The organism is Mesorhizobium sp. 01N446, assembly GCF_056399285.1.
Genome location: NZ_JBFTRA010000003.1, coordinates 69,074 through 88,375, shown reverse-complemented (window position 1 = coordinate 88,375; position 19,302 = coordinate 69,074). Strand labels below are relative to the sequence as shown.

Annotated in this window: 17 protein-coding genes; 7 read left to right on the top strand and 10 right to left on the bottom strand. The window is 64.4% G+C overall.

Translation table 11 applies throughout. The features are described 5' to 3' along the window. Window positions 1-22 precede the first annotated feature (22 nt). A complete protein-coding gene (locus tag AC1DPX_RS14665) occupies window positions 23-607 on the top strand; it encodes a histidine phosphatase family protein (protein ID WP_202355299.1) in 585 nt (194 codons plus the stop codon). 4 nt (window positions 608-611) lie between these two features. Here the strand turns inward: AC1DPX_RS14665 and AC1DPX_RS14660 are convergent, their stop codons facing one another. The 3 genes from AC1DPX_RS14660 to AC1DPX_RS14650 form a co-directional block, all read right to left on the bottom strand. Continuing rightward, window positions 612-1,088: a DUF2938 domain-containing protein gene (locus AC1DPX_RS14660; RefSeq protein ID WP_477237642.1), complete on the bottom strand. Its 477-nt coding sequence runs from the start codon at window positions 1,086-1,088 to the stop codon at window positions 612-614. Window positions 1,089-1,180: 92 nt separating this feature from the next. Beyond that, entirely contained in the window at window positions 1,181-1,663 is a 483-nt protein-coding gene (locus AC1DPX_RS14655; protein ID WP_477237640.1) for a redoxin family protein, read from the bottom strand. A gap of 83 nt (window positions 1,664-1,746) precedes the next feature. Further along, window positions 1,747-2,553 carry a protein-disulfide reductase DsbD domain-containing protein gene (locus tag AC1DPX_RS14650; protein ID WP_202355296.1) on the bottom strand — a complete coding sequence of 269 codons (807 nt, stop codon included), beginning with the start codon at window positions 2,551-2,553 and terminating at the stop codon, window positions 1,747-1,749. A gap of 171 nt (window positions 2,554-2,724) precedes the next feature. Here AC1DPX_RS14650 and AC1DPX_RS14645 point away from each other — a divergent pair, with 171 nt between their 5' ends. Continuing rightward, window positions 2,725-3,333, top strand: a complete 609-nt coding sequence (locus tag AC1DPX_RS14645) for a YqgE/AlgH family protein (protein ID WP_477237638.1) — start codon at window positions 2,725-2,727, stop codon at window positions 3,331-3,333. Between the two features lie 24 nt (window positions 3,334-3,357). Here AC1DPX_RS14645 and AC1DPX_RS14640 read toward each other — a convergent pair whose 3' ends face one another. The 4 genes from AC1DPX_RS14640 to thrC are packed head-to-tail and all read right to left on the bottom strand — an operon-like array spanning window position 3,358 to window position 9,564. Then, on the bottom strand, window positions 3,358-6,246 hold the full coding sequence (locus tag AC1DPX_RS14640) for an EAL domain-containing protein (protein ID WP_477237636.1): 2,889 nt from the start codon (window positions 6,244-6,246) through the stop codon (window positions 3,358-3,360). A gap of 3 nt (window positions 6,247-6,249) precedes the next feature. Next, the gene (locus tag AC1DPX_RS14635; protein WP_202355295.1) at window positions 6,250-6,846 is read right to left on the bottom strand and encodes a GNAT family N-acetyltransferase; all 597 of its coding nucleotides are present in this window, start codon (window positions 6,844-6,846) and stop codon (window positions 6,250-6,252) included. Window positions 6,847-6,859: 13 nt separating this feature from the next. Beyond that, on the bottom strand, window positions 6,860-8,152 hold the full coding sequence (locus tag AC1DPX_RS14630) for a M16 family metallopeptidase (protein WP_202355294.1): 1,293 nt from the start codon (window positions 8,150-8,152) through the stop codon (window positions 6,860-6,862). Between the two features lie 14 nt (window positions 8,153-8,166). Continuing rightward, a complete protein-coding gene (gene thrC / locus AC1DPX_RS14625) occupies window positions 8,167-9,564 on the bottom strand; it encodes a threonine synthase (protein ID WP_477237634.1) in 1,398 nt (465 codons plus the stop codon). A 130-nt stretch (window positions 9,565-9,694) separates the two neighbouring features. Here thrC and AC1DPX_RS14620 point away from each other — a divergent pair, with 130 nt between their 5' ends. Beyond that, window positions 9,695-10,456, top strand: a complete 762-nt coding sequence (locus tag AC1DPX_RS14620; RefSeq protein WP_477237632.1) for a hypothetical protein — start codon at window positions 9,695-9,697, stop codon at window positions 10,454-10,456. Between the two features lie 40 nt (window positions 10,457-10,496). Here the strand turns inward: AC1DPX_RS14620 and AC1DPX_RS14615 are convergent, their stop codons facing one another. Next, a complete protein-coding gene (locus tag AC1DPX_RS14615) occupies window positions 10,497-11,186 on the bottom strand; it encodes an HAD family hydrolase (RefSeq protein WP_477237630.1) in 690 nt (229 codons plus the stop codon). 176 nt (window positions 11,187-11,362) lie between these two features. On the opposite strand from AC1DPX_RS14615, the gene AC1DPX_RS14610 reads away from it, so the two are divergent. Continuing rightward, window positions 11,363-12,496, top strand: a complete 1,134-nt coding sequence (locus AC1DPX_RS14610; protein WP_477237628.1) for a DNA methyltransferase — start codon at window positions 11,363-11,365, stop codon at window positions 12,494-12,496. Between the two features lie 39 nt (window positions 12,497-12,535). Here the strand turns inward: AC1DPX_RS14610 and AC1DPX_RS14605 are convergent, their stop codons facing one another. Together AC1DPX_RS14605 and mutY are read right to left on the bottom strand one after the other, a co-directional pair. Then, window positions 12,536-13,174, bottom strand: coding sequence for an HAD family hydrolase (locus tag AC1DPX_RS14605; protein WP_477237626.1), 639 nt, complete (start codon window positions 13,172-13,174; stop codon window positions 12,536-12,538). Between the two features lie 10 nt (window positions 13,175-13,184). Then, entirely contained in the window at window positions 13,185-14,258 is a 1,074-nt protein-coding gene (mutY, locus tag AC1DPX_RS14600; protein WP_477237624.1) for an A/G-specific adenine glycosylase, read from the bottom strand. Window positions 14,259-14,373: 115 nt separating this feature from the next. Here mutY and AC1DPX_RS14595 point away from each other — a divergent pair, with 115 nt between their 5' ends. The 3 genes from AC1DPX_RS14595 to smc all read left to right on the top strand — a co-directional run bounded on the left by AC1DPX_RS14595 (window position 14,374) and on the right by smc (window position 19,300). Then, on the top strand, window positions 14,374-14,883 hold the full coding sequence (locus AC1DPX_RS14595; protein ID WP_477238253.1) for a DUF721 domain-containing protein: 510 nt from the start codon (window positions 14,374-14,376) through the stop codon (window positions 14,881-14,883). A gap of 154 nt (window positions 14,884-15,037) precedes the next feature. Next, window positions 15,038-15,781, top strand: a complete 744-nt coding sequence (locus tag AC1DPX_RS14590; protein WP_027046623.1) for a DsbA family protein — start codon at window positions 15,038-15,040, stop codon at window positions 15,779-15,781. A 60-nt stretch (window positions 15,782-15,841) separates the two neighbouring features. After that, window positions 15,842-19,300: a chromosome segregation protein SMC gene (smc, locus tag AC1DPX_RS14585; RefSeq protein ID WP_477237622.1), complete on the top strand. Its 3,459-nt coding sequence runs from the start codon at window positions 15,842-15,844 to the stop codon at window positions 19,298-19,300. The last annotated feature ends 2 nt before the right edge of the window (window positions 19,301-19,302 follow it).

Here is a 19,302-nt window from a genome sequence, read left to right as displayed (position 1 = left end):
GCTTCAGCCAGGAATCTCGATCGTGCCGATCCTCTACTATGTCACGCATCCCCAGGTGCGGATCGATGCCGCCATTCCCGTGCCGGAATGGGGGCTGTCCGATATCGGACGGGCGAGGGCTGTCGCCATGCTCGATCAGCCATGGGTCGGATCGATCCGGCGCATCGTTTCGTCGGGTGAGCGCAAGGCGATAGAAACGGGCGAAATCCTGGCACGCCATCTCGGCCTTGCGGTCGAGGTGAGGGAACGGATGCATGAGAACGACCGGTCCGCGACCGGCTTCCTGCCGCCGCCGGAGTTCGAAGCGGTCGCCGACCAGTTCTTCGCCAGTCCGCACAAGAGCATTCGGGGGTGGGAGCGCGCCAGCGATGCGCAGCAACGCATTGTGAGCGAGGTCGAGGCCGTGCTTGATGAGGGCGGGACCGGAGACATGGCCTTTGTCGGCCATGGAGGCGTGGGAACGCTCCTGCTGCTGTCTCTCAGCGGGCAGAAAATCAGCCGCGAAGCGGACCAACCGGCAGGCGGCGGCAACTATTTTGCCTATGATATCGGCGCCCGCCGCGTCATCCATGGATGGCGGCCGATCGACAGGCTGGAGCAGGTCTAAACCCTCAACGGATCAGCAGCGCGGTGCCCCAAAGCCCGAGCGCGAAGACCGTGTGCGAGACCAGGTTGAGCGCGCGGATCTGCATCGGATTGGGCCGCTTCGAGGCTGCCCATCCCGCACCCATGCCCGGCGCCAGCAGGAACCAGCCGGCGCCGACGGTGACGATGCCGAGGATGAAGGCCGGCAGGAAGGTCGGCGCGGCGAGCCAGCCGGTTCCGGCCAGCGCGACCAGGATGATGCCGTAGACTATGCCGACGAAATAGTGAAACGCCCAGCCCAGCGCCATTTCATGCGCGTAAGGCTCCGCCTCGCCGATATCATCGTGAAAGACCTTGTCTCCAAGGTGCCAGACCCAGCGGCCGACCGGTCCCCAGTTCGGCCGTGGCTGGCCGAACGCCTTGTGAAGCACCATCGCCCAGAGATCCATCAGCACCGTGGCGCCGATGCCGATCGCGACAGCGCGCCAGAAGATGTCAAACATCGTTGGATCCCCCGAAAGCCGGCAGTTCTGGAATACAAGCGGTTATCGGGCAAGACCGGCCGTGCCGCCTCGCCCGATGCGACCGTTGAAGCTCAGAGCTGCCCGAGAATGTGAGCCGCGCCGGACTCGTCTACTCCGGGCTTGGTCTCGACATTGAGCGCGGTGACCTTGCCGTCGTCGACGATCATCGAAAACCGCTTGGAGCGCAGGCCCATGCCGGCTGCGGAGAGGTCGTTGTCGAGCCCAACCGCCTTGGCGAAATCACCACTGCCGTCGGCGAGGAACAGGATCTTGCCTTCGCCGCCGGTGAAGTGCGCCCAGGCGCCCATGACATGAACRTCGTTGACCGAAACGACGGCGATGGTGTCGACGCCGCGGGCCAGGATGGCGTCATGGTTTTCGAGATAGCCGGGCAGATGGTTGTTGCTGCAGGTCGGCGTGAAGGCGCCGGGAACACCGAACAGAACCACTTTCTTGCCCGAGAAAATCTCGGCCGAGGTGATCGCCTTGGCGCCGTCGGCGGTCATCGTCTTGAAGGTCACCTCGGGCAGCTTGTCGCCAACGGAAATGGTCATGAGTTCCTCGCTTGGGGAATGGGAAGGATGCATGCTTGCGTAGCGAACTCAGCGGCGTCCTGCAACCGTTCGGGCAGACTGGATCAAGGGAAAGGCAACAGCCCTTCGACCGCGCCCGTCGAACTCGTCAGCGTGTAGTGAAGCCCGCCATCCGTCGGCGTCGTCGAAGGGCGGTCGAGGATCGGCACGGTGAAGATCAGCTTGCCGTCCTTCTCGCTGCGGGAAGGGGCGCCGAACATGTAGTCGCGCTCGCCGGCGACGAAGAAATCCGCCGCCTCGGAGGCACCGGGAAAACTCGCCTCGACAACCAGCGTCTCGTGATCGCCCGGCAGGACGTTGATGCCGAAATCCGATCTCGCGGGCGCCGGCAACGCCGCGAAACTCGCCTTCACCAGGGCTGCATCGTCCGCATTATCGGGGTCGGAACCGGGGTCGACCGTCAACCGCGTCTGCACCGGTATGCAGATCGTTTCGCAAATGCCGAGGAAGACGTCGGCGTCAATGACGGCCGGATCCTTCGCTTCCGACAGCGTGAACACCACCGGCAGAGAGACGGGATAATTATAGCCTGCCCATTTGCCATAACCATCGTCGTGGCGTTGGGGTGCCGGAAACGAGATTGTGGCATCGGCAATATTGGTGCTGGCCGAAACACCGAGCTGCGGCGGCACACCGGCGTCGCCCGGATCACGCCAATAGGTCTTCCAGCCCGGCTTGAGCGCGATGTCGAGAACGCCCTGGATGCGGCCGGCCTCGTCGGGCTTGCCTGATGTCACCAGCCGCACCTTGCCGCCTTCGCTGTTATACCAGGCTGACGAGGAGGCGGAGGCGGGGAGAGCGCTCGCCGATCCGATGGCGGCTCCGAGCAGCAGGATTTTCAAGCTTTGCATGGCAGTGATTTGATCGTCCGTTCGTGGCCGCGCAATGTTCTCACGGCTTTGTTGATATCATATTTGCGTGACCTTCGCGGGCAAGCCATGACGGCCTGGCATCATGGGCTTTGGTCGAATCAGGCGCGGCGCATCTTTTCGGCGTCGGGGAAACACGGTACCTTCCCTGTCATGGATTTGTTGCGCCACAAGAAGACGGCTGCTGGACGCGGCTTTCTCGATGATCAGTTCCTGATTGCCATGCCCGGCATGAAGGACGATCGTTTCACGCGCTCGGTCATCTACATCTGCGCGCACAGCGACGAAGGCGCGATGGGCCTGATCATCAACCAGACACAGCAGATGCTGTTTCCCGACCTTCTGGTGCAACTCGGCATCATGAACGAGCAGGAGGCAATCCGCCTGCCGGCGCAGGCCCGCGATTTCGTCGTGCGCAATGGCGGGCCTGTCGATCGCAGCCGCGGCTTCGTCCTGCATTCGGGCGATTACCGCGTGGAATCGTCGCTGACCGTGTCCGACGACATCTGCCTGACCGCGACGGTCGACATTTTGCGCGCCATATCGTCGGGCCGCGGCCCGCGTCACGCGCTGATGGCGCTCGGATATTCCGGCTGGGGCGCCGGCCAGCTGGAAACCGAGATCGCCGAGAATGGCTGGCTCACCTGCCCGGCCAGTCCCGAGCTTCTCTTCGACGCCGACATCGAGCGCAAATACGATCGCATCCTCGCTGCGATCGRCATCGACCTGGCGCATTTGAGCCTGGCTGCCGGGCACGCCTGACCCATAACGCCGACGCAGAGGCCTCTAAGCCTGCGTCAGCGGATACTGTTCCTTCAGCGTCTTCAGCACCTGGTCGCCCGGCATCGGCGCGCCGAACATGAAGCTCTGCACATATTCGCAGCCCATCTGGCGCAGTTCCAGCGCATCGCGTTCGTCCGAGATGCCCTCGGCGACCACCGAGAGGCCGAGCTCGTGCGCCATGTTGACCATGGATTTGAGCAGCACGGCGCGCTTCGGCGTGCTGTCGTCGACAAAGCTCTTGTCGATCTTGATCGTATCGAACGGGAACCGCGTCAGATAGGCGAGCGAGGAATAGCCCGTGCCGAAATCGTCCAGCGACAGGCCGATGCCGAGCTGCTTGAGCTTGGTCAGCACGTGCGCCGTCTGCTCGGGATTGTCCATGACCAGGGACTCGGTGAGCTCGAGCCGGAAACAGCGCGGCTTCAGATTGGCCCGCGCAATGACCGAGCGGACATCGCTGACCAGGTCGCGGCGGATCAACTGGCGGCTGGACAGATTGACCGAGACCGACAGGGGCGCATCGCCGATCTGCTTTTGCCATCCGGCCAGGTCCTCGGCTGCCTGCTGCATGGCGAACAGCCCAAGCTGCACGATCAGCCCGCAGCTTTCGGCGACCGGGATGAAATCCGCCGGCGGGATCATACCGCGGCGCGGATGGTCCCAGCGCAGCAAAGCCTCGAAGCCGGCGACGCTGCCGTCCTCCAGCCGAACGATCGGCTGGTAGGCAAGGGTGAATTCGCGCCGCTCGATGGCGCGCCGCAAGTCGGATTCGAACTGCAGCCGGTCGGTGCCGACGGTGCGGAAGGCCGGGCGGAACGGCTCGATCCTGTCACCGCCGAAACGCTTGGCCTGATGCATGGCAAGCTCGGCGTCCTTGACCATGTCCTCGGCCGAGGTCTGCGCCGAGGTCCAGGTGATCAGGCCGATCGAGGCGGTCAGCACGATCTCGCGCTTGGCGAAGGTGATCGGGTTGTTGATCGCATGCTTGATGGCATCCGCCACGCCGGCGATGCGGGCAGGGTCCTGTTCGGACAACAGCATCAGCGCGAATTGGTCGCCGGCAAAGCGCGACAGCGAATCCTTCGGCTTGAGCAACCGGTGCAGGCGGCGCGCGATGGTCAGCAGGATGGTGTCGCCGGCCGAGATGCCGAGCCCGTCATTGACCTGCTTGAAGCGGTCTATGTCGATGACGAAGACGGTCGGTCGCACCTTCTCTTCGGTGCGGGCGATCGAGATGATCGCTTCCAGCCGGTTCATGAACAATTCGCGGTTCGGCAGGCCGGTCAGATTGTCGTGCACGGCGTCGTGCAGCAGCCGTTCCTCGGACTTCTTCTGCTCGGTGACGTCGACCATGGTGCCGACGCAGCGTATGACCTCGCCGTCCGATCCGATGACCGGCCGCGCCCGCAAGGCGAACCAGTGGTAGTGCCCGTCGGCGCCGCGCAGGCGGAAATTCTGCGCCACCCGGCCGCGCCGGTGCTCCAGCACCACGTCGAGCGTCGTGCGGAACGTGTCGCGGTCGTCGGCATGCAGCACCGGCAGCCAGTTGCGCGCCGCACCCCCAAGACTGTTGGGCGCCAGGCCGAGCTGGATGCTGACGTCGGGCTTGGTCACGACGCGGTCGCGCAGAACGTCCCAGTCCCACACCGTGTCGCCCGACCCGGCAACCGCCAGCGCCTGGCGTTCGAGGTCGGAGAACAGCCCCTGATGCAGCGCGCCGCCGGCAAAGGCGTGCTGCATGACGGTAAAGCCGATGAGCAGGATGATCAGGATCAGACCGCCGCCGAGCGCCGGCTGGGCGATATCATTGTCGAGCATGCCGGTGATCGCCATCCACGACCCGCACAGCCACAACAGCACCATGACCCAACTGGGCACCAGCATGATGGCGCGGTCATAGCCGCGAATGCCGAGAAAGATGATCAGGCCGAGCCCGGTCAAAGCGGTTGCCGCAAAGGAGATGCGGGCGATGCCGGCGGCTACCGCCGGATCGACGATGGCGACGCCTGCAATCAGCACCAGCCCGAGGATCCAGACCAGGGCGCCATAGCTGAAATGCCCATGCCAGCGGTTGAGGTTGAGATAGGCGAACAGGAAGACCACGAATGTCGCTGCAAGCGCCACCTCCGTTCCCGCCCGCCACATCTGCTCGTTACCGGGCGAGATCTCGATGACTTTGTTGAGGAAGCCGAAATCGACGCAGATATAGGCAAGCACCGCCCAGGCTAGGGCCGCGGTCGCCGGGAACATCKAGGTGCCCTTGACGACGAAGAGGATGGTCAGGAACAGTGCCAGAAGGCCTGCAATGCCGATGACGATGCCGCGAAACAGCGTGTAGGAGTTGACCGAGTCCTTATAGGCTTCCGGCTCCCACAGATAGACCTGCGGCAGCTTGGGCGAGGCAAGTTCGGCGATGAAGGTGATCACCGTTCCCGGGTTCAGCGTCACCCGGAACACGTCGGCGTCGGGGCTGGTCTGGCGGTCGAGCGCGAAGCCCTCGCTGGGCGTGATAGCTGCAATGCGGGTGGCGCCGAGATCGGGCCAGAAGATGCCGGAATTGACCAGCCGGAAATGCGGCGCCACGATCAGCCTGTCGAGCTGCTGGTCGGTGGTGTTGGCCAGCGCGAACACGGCCCAGTCTCCGGTCGAGCGTGCGTCATTGGCCTCGACCTCGATGCGCCGCACGATGCCGTCCGGCCCGGGCGCGGTCGACACCTGAAAGTTCTCACCCTGGTTGCGGTAGATCTCGAAGGCGCGCGACAGGTCGAGCGCGACATCGTCGCGGGCAATCTTGATCGGTTCGACGGCAAAGGCCGACGAAGCCGCGCACAGCGTCAGGATTGCCGCGAGGACAAAGGCGAACAGCGGCCCGTTTCGCAGGAAATTCGTCAAAAATCAGTCCTTCGTTCCTGCGTCCAGCGGATCGTCCGCGATCCGGGCGTAGAGATAGTGGTCCTGCCAGATGCCGTTGATCCTGAGATAGGATCGTAACAGTCCTTCGCGCCGGAATCCGGCTTTTTCAAGCACGCGGATCGACCGGATGTTGTCGGGAATACAGGCCGCCTCGATCCGGTGCAACCTCAGCGTATCGAAGGCGAAGCGGGCCACCACCTTGACCGCGTCGGTCATCAGCCCGCGGCCACCGAAGCGCTCGCCGATCCAGTAGCCGACATGGCCGCTTTGCGAGACACCGTGGCGTATGTTGCCGAGCGTGATGCCGCCCGCCAGCTTGCCGCTCGACTTCTCGAAGATGAAGAAGGCGATCGCGGTTCCCTGCGCATAATCTTCGCGGTAGCGGCTGATGCGCAGGCGCCATGCCGTGCGGTCGAGCTCGTCGGGGGTCCAGCGCGGCTCCCATGGCTCCAGGAAGGCCCGGCTTTCGCCGCGCAGCACCGACCATTCCCGATAGTCGTTGGTGTACGGCACGCGCAGCGTGACGAGATTGCCCTTCAGCGCCGGCAGGTCACGGCGAAAGAAAGGGAGCGCGAACACGACGCCTGGGGACTTAGACGGCGAGCCTGCGGGCCGTGGTCTGCGTGCCCGGAAGCGAATCGAGGATCGCCTCATATGGTGCCAGCGTACCCACGGGCCCGACAGCGGTAAGCGTCGGCTTGGTCGAGAACATCCGCGACGACAGGTCGGTCAGCCGTTCGACCGTCAGCGCCGACAGGCGCTCCATCAATTCCTCCTTGGCGATCGGCCTGCCGAACAAAAGCAATTGCCTTGCGATCTGCGAGGCGCGGCTGGCCGGGCTTTCGGCGGACATGATCAGCCCGGCGCGATACTGCGCACGCGCGCGATCGAGTTCTTCCTGCAGGATGTTCTCGCCGGCCTTCTGCAACTCGTCGATGATGACAGGTACGAGTTCGGCGATGTCGCTCTGGCCCGTCGCGGCGTGGACGCCGAAAATGCCGGTGTCTGAAAAGCCCCAGTGGAAGGCATAGACCGAGTAGCACAAGCCGCGTTTCTCGCGGACTTCCTGGAACAGGCGCGACGACATGCCGCCGCCGAGGATCATCGACAGCACCTGCGAGGCGTAGAAGTCGCGCACATGGTAGGCGCGGCCCTCGAAGCCCAGCACGATCTGCGCGTCCATCAGGTCGCGGTCCTCGCGGAAATCGCCGCCGACATATTGCGCATATTGCGGGATGGTGCTGTCGGCCTTGCTGCGGAAGCCGCCGAGCTGCTTCTCCACCTCGCGCACGAAATTGTCGTGCTTGATGTCCCCGGCAGCCACGATCACCATCCGCTCGGCGCCATATTGGCGTTCGATGAAATCGTGCAACTGCTTGGACGTGAAGGATTTGACGGTTTCCGGCGTGCCCAGGATCGAGCGGCCGATGGTCTGGTGGCGAAAGGCCGTCTCGGTGAAACGGTCGAAGACAATGTCGTCTGGCGTATCGTGCGCAGCGCCGATCTCCTGCAGGATGACGTGCTGCTCGCGCTCGAGCTCCTGCGGGTCGAATTCGGACTCCTGCAGGATGTCGGCAAGGATGTCGACGGCCAGCGGCACGTCATCGCTGAGCACCCTGGCGTAGTAGGAGGTGGTCTCGACGCTCGTGGCGGCGTTGATCTCGCCTCCGACATCCTCGATTTCCGAGGCGATTTCGAAGGCGCTTCGCCGCTTCGTGCCCTTGAACGCCATGTGCTCGAGCAGATGGGCCATGCCATGCTCGTCGTCACGTTCATTGCGGGCGCCCGATTTGACCCAGGCACCAAGAGCAACCGATTCGATACTTGGAAGGGTTTCGGTGGCGACTGTCAGGCCGTTCGACAGACGGCTTACCTCAACACCCATATGGTTCGTACTCCCTAACGCGCCGCCCGCGCGCGGCGGCTGACGTAATCTTCCACCATTTTCAGGTCGGATGGAAGTACCGTGTATTTTTCCTCAAATGTCATCAATCCGCCTAGCCATGCGGGCAGGGCGGGTGAGACACCGCTGGCGGCCTCGACGGCGCCCGGGAATTTTGCCGGATGGGCAGTGCCCAGCACCACCATCGGCACGGCGCCCGATGCCTTGCCGGCCGCGACATGCATGGCCGCGGCGGTATGCGGATCGAGCAGGTAGTTGCTGGCCGCGAGCGTCGAGCGGATGGTGGCGGCGACCTCGTCCATGGTGGCGCGGCCGGCATCGAATTCGGAGCGCATCCCATTGATTTCGCCGGCTTCTATGGTGAAGGCGCCGGACTGCTTCAGGCCGTCCATGTAACGCCGCACGGTCGCCGCGTCGCGGTTGGAGGCTTCGAACAGCAGGCGTTCGAAATTCGACGACACCTGGATGTCCATCGATGGCGAGGTGGTCGCAAAGACACCCTTGGTGCGGTATTCGCCGGTGGCGAAGGTGCGCGCCAATATGTCGTTGTCGTTGGTAGCGATGACCAGCCGTTCGATCGGCAGGCCCATCTTCTTGGCGGCATAGCCGGCGAAGATATCGCCGAAATTGCCGGTCGGCACGGTGAAGGACACCGGCCTGTCCGGCGCGCCGAGCGACAGGGCCGAGGAGAAATAATAGACGATCTGGGCCATGATGCGGGCCCAGTTGATCGAATTGACCCCTGACAGCGCCACCCTGTCACGGAAGGCGTGGTCGTTGAACATGTCCTTAAGCAGGCCCTGGCAGTCGTCGAAATTGCCTTCGATCGCCAGCGCGTGGACGTTTTCAGCCTTCGACGTCGTCATCTGTCGCTGCTGCACCGGCGAGACACGGCCATGCGGGAACAGGATGAAGATGTCGGTGCGGCTGCGCCCGGCAAAGGCGTCGATCGCAGCACCGCCTGTGTCGCCTGACGTGGCGCCGACGATGGTGGCATGCTGGTCGCGTTCGGCAAGCACATGGTCCATCAGCCGGGCGAGCAGCTGCATCGCCACGTCCTTGAACGCCAGCGTCGGCCCATGGAAGAGTTCGAGGACAAAAGTGTTGGAGCCGGTCTGCACCAGCGGGCAGACGGCCTCATGCCGGAAGGTGGCATAGGCTTCACGCACCAGGCGTTCGAAGACCGGCGCCGGGATTTCGCCGCCAAGGAACGGCGACAGCACGCGGATGGCGAGGTCGGGATAGGCAAGGCCGCGCATGGCGCGGATCTCTGAAGCCGAAAACTGCGGCCATTCGCGCGGCACGTAAAGCCCGCCATCGCGCGCCAGCCCCGCCAGCACGGCATCGGAAAATCCAAGCGCGGGTGCTTCCCCGCGCGTACTCACATATTGCATGTCTCAGTCCCGTTGCCGCTTGGCTTTTCCGTTCACCACAAGGTGGTTAATTTCTGTGCCGGCTCCAGTCGCATTTTTGCCGCGCCGTTGATATACGTCACCAGCTTTACGAGAGGGAAGTGGGAGTTTCATGGCGTTTCGTACATCAAGTGGCCGCTTTTTGGCGGGTCTTGCGCTCACTGGCTTTATGCTCGCCGCCGCCGGCTGCCAATCGGGCGACAATGGCATCCTGAACCTCGGCTTGGGCGGCAAGAAGGATCCAGCCGCGCCGCCACCTCCGCAGGATCCCAAGATTCTGGCCAGCCAGTTGAATGCCTATTGCCCGCGCGTGACGGTGCGCGACGGCACGGCCTTCTTCAACACCTACTCCAAGGACGTACAGAAGCCGAAGCCGAAGTCCAAGCCCATGCGCAAGCCGAGGAACCAGGCCGAAGCCGACCAGCAGGCGCAGGAGGCGCAGGCACAGGCCGCTGCCGACGCCGCCGCCGCTGCGGCCGCACCCGACGATTCTCAGAGGATCATCTATCAGGCCTCGATTGCCGACGTGACCCGCGATTGCAGCCGCGCCGACGGACAACTGACGATGAAGATCGCGGTCGCCGGCAAGATCGTGCCGGGACCGAAGTTCTCGCCCGGCACCATCACCATGCCGATCCGCACCGCAGTGATGCACGGCACAGACGTGCTCTACTCGCAGATCCACCAGTATCAGGTTCAGGTCACCGATCCCTCGGTCGCCACCCAGTTCGTCTTCACCGATTCCAATATCGTGGTGCCGGCGCCGACGGCGCAGGATTATCAGGCCTATGCCGGCTATGATGAAACCGCGCCGAAGGCGACGACCGACAAGACGAAGAAAAACCACAGGAAGAGGGCCGCGGCGACGAACTGAGCGGTCATCGGCATAGCGTGCGCTCAGCGCGGCGCGCGCCTCAGGCGTCGGCTGACCATTCCGACAGCGCCGCGATCACGCTTTTCAGCTCTGCCCAGCGGCGGATCACCGTTTCGGCGCCGGCCTCGGTCAGCGCGTCGGCGTGGCCGGGATAGCTGTGGCTGGCGCCGGTGAAGCCGATCACCCGCATACCGGCTGCCCTGGCGCCGGTGACGCCGTGCACGGAATCCTCGATAACGAAAGTGTTCGCTGGGTTCGCGCCGAGCTTTTCCGCCGCGAGCAGGAACACGTCCGGCGCCGGCTTGGTCTTTTTGCTCGGTATTTCCAGCGCCGAGAAGATGCGGCCGGCGAAGAACGGCAGCAGATGCACCTTCTCCAGCATGAATTCTATCCGCTCCGAGCGTGAGTTGGAGCAGATGCAGCGCTGCGTGGTGACCGAGGCGACCGCTTCGCGCACGCCGTCGATGGCGCGCACTTCGCTGCGCAGCTTGCGGTCGACGAGCTCTTCGGCGCGGTCGATCAGCGACGCCTGGAACGGGATTTTGGACTTCTCCTCGATCCGCAGAAGGATGTCCTTGAACGTCAGGCCCGCATAGCTCTCGGCAATCTCCTCGGCCGTGATTTCATATCCGGCGAGCGTTATCAACTCGGCCTCGATCCGCGCGGCGATGATTTCGGAATCGACGAGCACGCCGTCGCAATCGAAGATGACAAGGTCTGGCTGGGGCATGGCGATCCGGACAAAGTGAGGGTGAGGCGGCCTTGAGGGCCTCAGGCGGCGCGGCATACACCAATGGCCCGGCCTTCGCAAACCTGGCAGGCTTATCCGCGAGCCTTCACCGAATATTTACGCTGATCGGTAACCATAACGGGGAGTAAACAGTAACGCGTGCCTTGGGTGTAAAAATGTCTGCCGTGCGTCTTCTCCACGAGTTGTCCCACGCTCCCCAGCAATCCGAATGGCTGGACACGATCCTCAAGGGCGACTGCGTCGCGGCCCTCGACCGCCTGCCCGAAAAATCGATCGACGTCATTTTCGCCGATCCGCCCTACAATCTGCAGCTCGACGGCGACCTGCACCGGCCCGACCAGTCCAAGGTCGACGCGGTCGACGATCACTGGGRCCAGTTCGAGAATTTCGAAGCCTACGATGCCTTCACCCGCGCCTGGCTTTTGGCGGCGCGCCGCGTGCTGAAGCCCAACGGCACCATCTGGGTCATCGGCTCCTATCACAACATCTTCCGGGTCGGCGCTAAGATGCAGGATCTGGGCTTCTGGATCCTCAACGACGTGGTCTGGCGCAAGACCAATCCGATGCCGAATTTCCGCGGCCGGCGTTTCCAGAACGCGCATGAGACGATGATCTGGGCTTCCCGCGACCAGAAGGGCAAGGGTTACACCTTCAATTATGAGGCGCTGAAGGCATCGAACGACGACATCCAGATGCGTTCGGACTGGCTGTTCCCGATCTGCACCGGTGGCGAGCGGCTGAAGAACGAAAATGGCGACAAATTGCATCCGACACAGAAGCCGGAAGCGTTGCTCGCCCGCATCATGATGGCCTCGACCAAGCCGGGCGATATCGTGCTCGACCCCTTCTTCGGCTCCGGCACGACGGGCGCCGTGGCCAAGCGTCTCGGCCGCCATTTCGTCGGCATCGAGCGCGAGCAGGCCTATATCGACGCCGCCAACGAGCGTATCGATGCGGTGCGGCCGCTGGAAGATGCCGATTTGACGGTGCTGACCGGCAAGCGCGCCGAGCCGCGCGTCGCCTTCGTCAGCCTGATCGACACCGGGCTGATGACGCCGGGCGCCACGCTCTACGACGCCAAGAAGCGCTGGGCGGCCAAGGTGCGCGCCGACGGCACGGTGGCGATCGGCGACAGCGCCGGCTCGATCCACAAGATCGGCGCCGAAGTGCAGGGACTGGACGCCTGCAATGGATGGACCTTCTGGCATTATGAGCGCAGCGGCGGGCTGACCCCGATCGACGAACTGCGCCGCATCGCCCGTCTCGGCATGGAGCGGGCAGGGGGCTGACCCCGCCCGAACTATCACGCATCGCGTTGAATCAGAATCTCAGCGGATCGCCGCAAGCGATTCAGATCGCGCCTCGATTCCGAAGCGTTCAAGATCTGCTTGAAGCGTCCTGGCATCGGTGAACAGCACGGCATGCCAGCCCGCGGCCTTGGCGCCGTCGACATTCTTCTGGCTGTCGTCGATGAACAGTGTCGCCGATGGTTCGAGCCCGAACGCAGCCACGTGGTGGTCGTAAATTTCGCGGTCCGGTTTGATCAGGCCAATCTCGCCGGAGATGGTTACACCACGTGGGCGATTGAGGAAATCGAAGCGTTTGCGTGCTTCGGCAAGCGTGTCGGAGGCAAAATTGGTCAGCATGGTCACATCGTGGCCGCTTTCGATCAGGCCGAGCATGATGGCGACGCTGTCATCATAGGCGTGCGGTACCATGTCGTGCCAGAGGCGGCGGAAATTGCGGATGTTTTCCGCATGGTCGGGGTAGTCCGCAATCAGCAGCGCCTCTGCCTCTTCCCATGTCCGGCCGCGATCCTGCTCGATGTTCCAGTCATGCGTGCAGACGTTGTCGAAGAACCACTTTCTCTCTTCGGCATCGGGGATGAGGCGGCTGAACAGAATGTTCGGGTCGTAGTGGATCAACACGCGGCCGATGTCGAAAACGATGTGGCGGATCTCGGTCATGAAGCCTCTTTCAATGCGGGCGTTGCTTTTTCGTCGCGCCGGGTATCGCAGCCTCGATTGCCTTTTTCATGACAGTGGGCAGGGCCTCCCCGGAAATCTCGTGGGCGTGCGACCAGAAATGCCCGGCCGGCGCATCACCTTTGATGTGGGCGTGAAAGACTTCGAGCTCGAGCGCGAAATGGGTGAAGACATGCGTGATTGTCCCGGCACGCCGCCAGTCGCCGGGAAAGGGCGCCGCCGCGTGCGTGGTGGCGCCGTCCACCCGCGCCGTCCAGCCAGTTGTCGGCACCTCGGTCATGCCGCCGAGCAGACCTTTTTCGGGCCGCTTGCGCAGAAGGATGGCGCCGTCCGAACGCACCGCGACGAAAGCAGCGCCGCGCCGCTGCGGCTTGTCGGCTTTGGGCAGCCGCACCGGGAAATTTTCCGGATCGCCTGAAACGACGGCGCTGCAGCCCTCGCGCAGCGGGCACAGCATGCAGCGCGGCCGGCGCGGCGTGCAGATTGTGGCGCCGAGATCCATCATCGCCTGGGCGAAATCGCCCGGCCTTGCCGCCGGCACCATGGCCTCGACATGGGCGCGGATCTCGGGCTTGGCTTCGCTGAGCGGCGTCGTGATTGAAAACAGCCGCGATATGACGCGTTCGACATTGCCGTCGACCACGGCGGCGGGGCGGTCGAAAGCGATCGCGGTGATCGCCGCCGAAGTGTAGGCGCCGATGCCGGGCAGGTCTCTCAAACCGGCCTCGGTGTCGGGAAACCGGCCGCCGCGTGCCGCCACCAGATCGGCGCAGGCCTTGAGATTGCGCGCGCGGGAATAGTAACCCAGCCCCGCCCAGGCCTTCATCACGTCCTCGGTCGGCGCTGCGGCCAGCGCTTCGACATCGGGCCATTTCTCGACAAAGGCGCGGAAATAGGATTTCACCGCCTCGACGGTGGTCTGTTGCAGCATGACTTCGGACAGCCAGATGCGGTAGGGATCGGGCCGCACGCCGCGGGCATGGTCGCGCGGGCTCACCCGCCAGGGCAGCTCGCGATGATGCACGTCGTACCAGGTGAGCAGGCGCGACGCGGTGTCGTCCGGCATTGCCCTGGGTTTTTGGGCCTCGCGTGTCTGGGCCTTGCGGGTCTGGTCTGCTGGTGCCATTGATCGTGTATTGGCCTGGCCGGTAATCTGCTGGGGTCGTGGCTGGAGAACGTACATGGCAGGGAGAACGCCCTACGGCAATCCCGTCCCGGTGAGCGATCTCGCCACCAAAATCCTCGATCCGGTGCTGCGCAAGCGCGCAGGCATCTCGATTGGTCTCGTCCAGTCTTGGGAAGAGATCGCCGGCCCGCGCCTGGCCAGCCGCTCGCGTCCCGAAAAGATCCAGTGGCCGCGCCGGCTGCATGAGGATGATCCGTTCGAGCCGGCGGTGCTGGTCATTGCCTGCGAGGGCATGGCCGCCCTTCACCTGCAGCACGAGACCGGCGAGATCATCAACCGGGTCAACGCTTTCCTCGGCTTTACGGCAATAGGCCGCATCAGGATCGTGCAAAAACCGGTGACGGCGGACAAAGGACGGCCTAAACCGACCTTCAGGCCCTTGACGGCGGCGGAGCAAACCAGATTGTCCACTACGGTCGGACGGATCGAGGATGACGGTCTGCGCGCCTCGCTGGAAAGGCTTGGCGCAACCATTTTGGGTGAAAGGAAGTCAAAAACCCCTTGAAGACAGTCATGGATTTGTCGTCAACATCTCGCATTCGTGATCGCCTCTGTCAGGTTTCACGATTGGATTGGGGATGGAGATGCCTTAATTCGCGCCAACTCTCGCCTTTTCGTGCCTTTGCATTGCACAATTCAACCCTTGTCAGGTGATTCGTATGAACCGTCCTCCGTTCGGCAAAAGTCTGTCTCGCAGAAACGTCCTGTCTTCGCTGGCCGCCATTCCGGCGGTGGCTCTGCTCGCCGCATGCAGCGACTCCGGCGAACAGGCCAAGGCGGCGGATGTGAAGCCCGCGGATCCGGCCGCTCCCGCAAAGCCGGCCACGCCGGCTGCCGCCAAGGTTCCCGAGTCCCAGGGCAATGTCGACATGGCGGAACTGCTGAAGCCCGGCGCACTGCCCGACAAGCAGCTCGGCAAGGATGACGCCAAGGTCACCATCGTCGAATACGCCTCGATGACCTGCCCGCATTGCGCGCATTTCGCCGAAACCACCTTCCCGGACCTGAAGACGAAGTACATCGACACCGGCAAGGCGCGCTATATCCTGCGCGAATTCCCGTTCGACCCGAGTGCGGAAGCCGGTTTCATGCTGGCGCGCTGCGCCAAGGATAACTATTTCCCGATGGTCGACGTTCTGTTCCGGCAGCAGGCGAACTGGGTTGGCGTGTCGAACACCAAGGATGCGCTGCTGCAAATCTCGAAGCTCGCCGGTTTTACACAGGAGTCCTTCGAGGCCTGCTTGACGGACCAGAAACTTCTGGACGATGTGAGATCGGTCCAGAAGCGCGGCGCCAATGAATTCAAGGTCGACTCGACACCGACCTTCTTCATCAACGGTAAGACCTACAAAGGGGCGATGTCGATTGAGGAAATGTCGGCCATCATCGACCCTCTGCTCTGACATCAGCTCAGCGCTGAGGCGGCAGCGCTTCGGCGTGCCCATCTCTATGGGGCGGCGTGAATGAAATTTTCGCGCCTCCGCCTCCTTGGTTTCAAGTCTTTCGTCGAGCCCGGCGAGTTCGTCATCGAACGCGGCCTGACCGGTATTGTCGGGCCGAACGGCTGCGGCAAGTCGAACCTTGTCGAGGCGTTGCGCTGGGTGATGGGCGAAAGCTCCTACAAGAACATGCGCGCGTCCGGCATGGACGACGTCATCTTTTCCGGTTCAGGCACGCGGCCCGCCCGCAACACCGCCGAAGTCACGCTTTTCCTCGATAACAGTGACCGTTCGGCGCCTGCGGCCTTCAACGACGCCGACGAGTTGCAGGTGTCGCGCCGCATCGAGCGCGAGGCTGGCTCGCTCTACCGCATCAACGGCAAGGAAGCGCGCGCCAAGGATGTGCAGCTTCTGTTCGCCGACCAGTCGACCGGCGCGCGCTCTCCCTCGATGGTCGGGCAGGGCCGTATCGGCGAACTGATCCAGGCCAAGCCGCAGGCGCGCCGCGCCCTGCTCGAAGAGGCGGCCGGCATTTCCGGCCTGCACACCCGCCGCCACGAGGCGGAACTTCGGCTGAAGGCGGCCGAACAGAATTTGGAACGCCTCGACGACGTCGTCGGCGAACTGGAAAGCCAGATCGAAAGCCTGAAGCGCCAGGCGCGCCAGGCCTCGCGCTTCAAGAACCTGTCGGCCGATATCCGCAAGGCCGAAGCGACATTGCTGCATTTGCGCTGGACATTGGCCAAGACGCAGGAAGGCGAGGCACGTTCCGCGCTGGCTGTTGCCACGGCACTGGTCGGCGATCGCGCCGCCGCGCAGATGAACGCGGCCAAGGAACAGGGCATCAGTGCTCATCGCCTGCCCGATCTGCGCGACGCGGAAGCCGCCGCCGCGGCCGCCTTCCAACGCCTGTCGATCGCCAGGTCGCAGATCGAGGAGGAGGCCGGGCGCATCCGCAACCGCCAGGCTGAAATCGAGCGCCGCTTGCAGCAGCTCGACGGCGACATCGCCCGCGAGGAGCGGATGGTGCGCGACAATGCCGATGTTCTAGAACGCCTGCGCACCGAAGAAGCCACGCTCAATTCCGAGAACGCCGGTGCGGCCGAGCGCGAGGCCACCACGCGCGCGGCGTTCGAACAGGCGGCATCGACGCTTGCGCAAAGCGAAGCCCGGCTCGCCGCGCTGACCGCCGAACGGGCCGAAGCCGCCGCGTCGCGCCACCAGATTGAACGCACCTTGCGCGAAACCGCCGAGCGCCGCGACCGCTTCGCCCGCCAGCTCGCCGAGGTCGACCGCGAACTGTCTGATATTCTCTCCAAGGTCGCCGGCCTGCCGGACCCGGCCGAGAAGCGGATACTTGTCGAACAGGCCATGGCGCTTCTGGAAGAATCCGAGGTCGCCGTGGCGCAGGCCGAGCAGTCGGTCATCGATGCCCGCGCCGCCGAAAGCGCTGCCCGTCCGCCGCTTCAGGACGCCAAGGCGGAGCTGGCGCGGATCGAGACCGAAGCGCGCACGCTGGCCAAGATCCTCAATGCCGCCAGCGGCGATCTCTTTCCTTCGGTGCTGGAGCAGATCAGCGTCGAGCGCGGTTTCGAGACGGCGCTGGGTGCGGCCCTTGGCGAAGATCTCGACGTGCCGCTTGACCGCAGCGCGCCCGCGCATTGGGGCGAGAGCCAGATCCAGCCCGGCGACGCCGCCCTGCCGGAAGGCATCAAGAGCCTTGCCAGCGTGGTGCGTGCCCCGGCGCAGCTCGCCCGCCGCCTTGCGCAGATCGGCATTGTCGAGGCCGCCGACGGCCGCCGGCTGCAGGCGCTGCTCGCACCCGGCCAGCGGCTGGTCAGCCGCGAAGGCGCGCTCTGGCGCTGGGACGGCCTGACCGCCAGCGCCGATGCACCGACGGCCGCGGCGCAAAGGCTGGCGCAGAAGAACCGGCTTGCCGAACTTGATGCCGAAGCGGTGCAGGCGACACTTGTGCTGCGTCACGCCGAGGAGGCGCTGGCGCAGGCCGAGCAGGCGCTTCGCCACGCAAGCGAGGCCGAACGCAACACGCGCCAGGCCGGGCGCGACGCCCAGCACCGGCTGGACGCGGCCCGCAATGCGCTGGCCGAGGCCGAAAAGGCCGGTGGCGAACTGGCGAGCCGGCGCGCGGCGCTCGATGAGGCCCGCGCGCGCATCGTCGACAGCCATGAGGAAACCTCGGCGGCTTTCGTCGAGGCCGAAATGCTGCTGCAGGACGCGCCGGATCTCGGCGACCTGCAATTGCAGCTCGAACAGTCCTCGGCCAATGTCTCCCGCGACCGCGCCGCGCTTGCCGATGCGCGTGCCGTCCATGAAGGGCTGCGGCGCGAGGCCGAGGCGCGTACGCGCCGGCTCGATGCCATCGGCGCCGAGCGCAGCAACTGGCTGGTCCGCGCCGAAAACGCCTCGACGCAGATCGCCTCGCTTGGCGAACGCAAGGCCGAGGCCGAGGCCGAGCGCGAACGGCTGGCCGATGCGCCCGACGAGATCGACGCCAAGCGGCGCGCGCTGCTGTCGCAGCTCACCGAGGCCGAGACCTTGCGCAAGGCGGCAGCCGACCGGCTGCAGGAAGCGGAAAACCGGCAGGCCGAACTGGACAAGGGGGCCACATCAGCCATCCAGTCGCTCGCCGAGGCGCGCGAGACCCGTGCCCGCGCCGAGGAAAGGCTGACGGCGGCCGACGAGCGCCGGCTTGAGGTCGAAGCGCGCATCCAGGAAACGCTGAACACGCCGCCGCATCTGGTTATCCGCCATACCGGCCTGGAAGCCGACGACCCGATGCCCGAAATGGCCGAGATCGAACGCCAGCTCGACCGGCTGAAGATCGAGCGCGAACGGCTCGGCGCCGTCAATCTGCGCGCCGAGGAAGAACAGAAAGAGCTCTCCGATCGGCTGGAGACCATCGTCTCCGAGCGCGAGGACATCATCGAGGCGATCCGCAAGCTGCGGCAGGCGATCCAGAGCCTCAACCGCGAAGGCCGCGAGCGGCTGCTCGCCGCCTTCGACGTGGTCAACAGCCACTTCCAGCGGCTGTTCTCGCATCTGTTCGGTGGCGGCACGGCGGAATTGCAGCTGATCGAATCCGACGATCCGCTTGAGGCGGGGCTCGAAATCCTGGCCCGCCCGCCCGGCAAGAAGCCGCAGACCATGACGCTGCTGTCCGGCGGCGAGCAGGCGCTGACGGCCATGTCGCTGATCTTTGCCGTCTTCCTGACCAACCCGGCGCCGATCTGCGTGCTCGACGAAGTCGATGCGCCGCTCGACGATCACAATGTCGAGCGCTTCTGCAATCTCATGGACGAGATGGCCAAGACCACAGAGACGCGCTTCGTCATAATCACCCACAACCCGATCACCATGGCGCGCATGGACCGGCTGTTCGGCGTGACGATGGCCGAGCAGGGCGTCAGCCAGCTCGTTTCGGTCGACCTGCAGGCCGCCGAGGCGATGCGCGAGGCGAGCTGAAG

What these genes read in the sequence shown, in the direction of transcription:
- AC1DPX_RS14630 (WP_202355294.1), bottom strand. Translation starts at nt 8,152, where the DNA reads ATGGGTGTTGAGGTAAGCCGTCTGTCGAACGGCCTGACAGTCGCCACC.
- AC1DPX_RS14615 (WP_477237630.1), bottom strand. Translation starts at nt 11,186, where the DNA reads ATGCCCCAGCCAGACCTTGTCATCTTCGATTGCGACGGCGTGCTCGTC.
- smc (WP_477237622.1), top strand. Translation starts at nt 15,842, where the DNA reads ATGAAATTTTCGCGCCTCCGCCTCCTTGGTTTCAAGTCTTTCGTCGAG.
- AC1DPX_RS14590 (WP_027046623.1), top strand. Translation starts at nt 15,038, where the DNA reads ATGAACCGTCCTCCGTTCGGCAAAAGTCTGTCTCGCAGAAACGTCCTG.
- thrC (WP_477237634.1), bottom strand. Translation starts at nt 9,564, where the DNA reads ATGCAATATGTGAGTACGCGCGGGGAAGCACCCGCGCTTGGATTTTCC.
- AC1DPX_RS14660 (WP_477237642.1), bottom strand. Translation starts at nt 1,088, where the DNA reads ATGTTTGACATCTTCTGGCGCGCTGTCGCGATCGGCATCGGCGCCACG.
- AC1DPX_RS14595 (WP_477238253.1), top strand. Translation starts at nt 14,374, where the DNA reads ATGGCAGGGAGAACGCCCTACGGCAATCCCGTCCCGGTGAGCGATCTC.
- AC1DPX_RS14605 (WP_477237626.1), bottom strand. Translation starts at nt 13,174, where the DNA reads ATGACCGAGATCCGCCACATCGTTTTCGACATCGGCCGCGTGTTGATC.
- mutY (WP_477237624.1), bottom strand. Translation starts at nt 14,258, where the DNA reads ATGCCGGACGACACCGCGTCGCGCCTGCTCACCTGGTACGACGTGCAT.
- AC1DPX_RS14620 (WP_477237632.1), top strand. Translation starts at nt 9,695, where the DNA reads ATGGCGTTTCGTACATCAAGTGGCCGCTTTTTGGCGGGTCTTGCGCTC.
- AC1DPX_RS14650 (WP_202355296.1), bottom strand. Translation starts at nt 2,553, where the DNA reads ATGCAAAGCTTGAAAATCCTGCTGCTCGGAGCCGCCATCGGATCGGCG.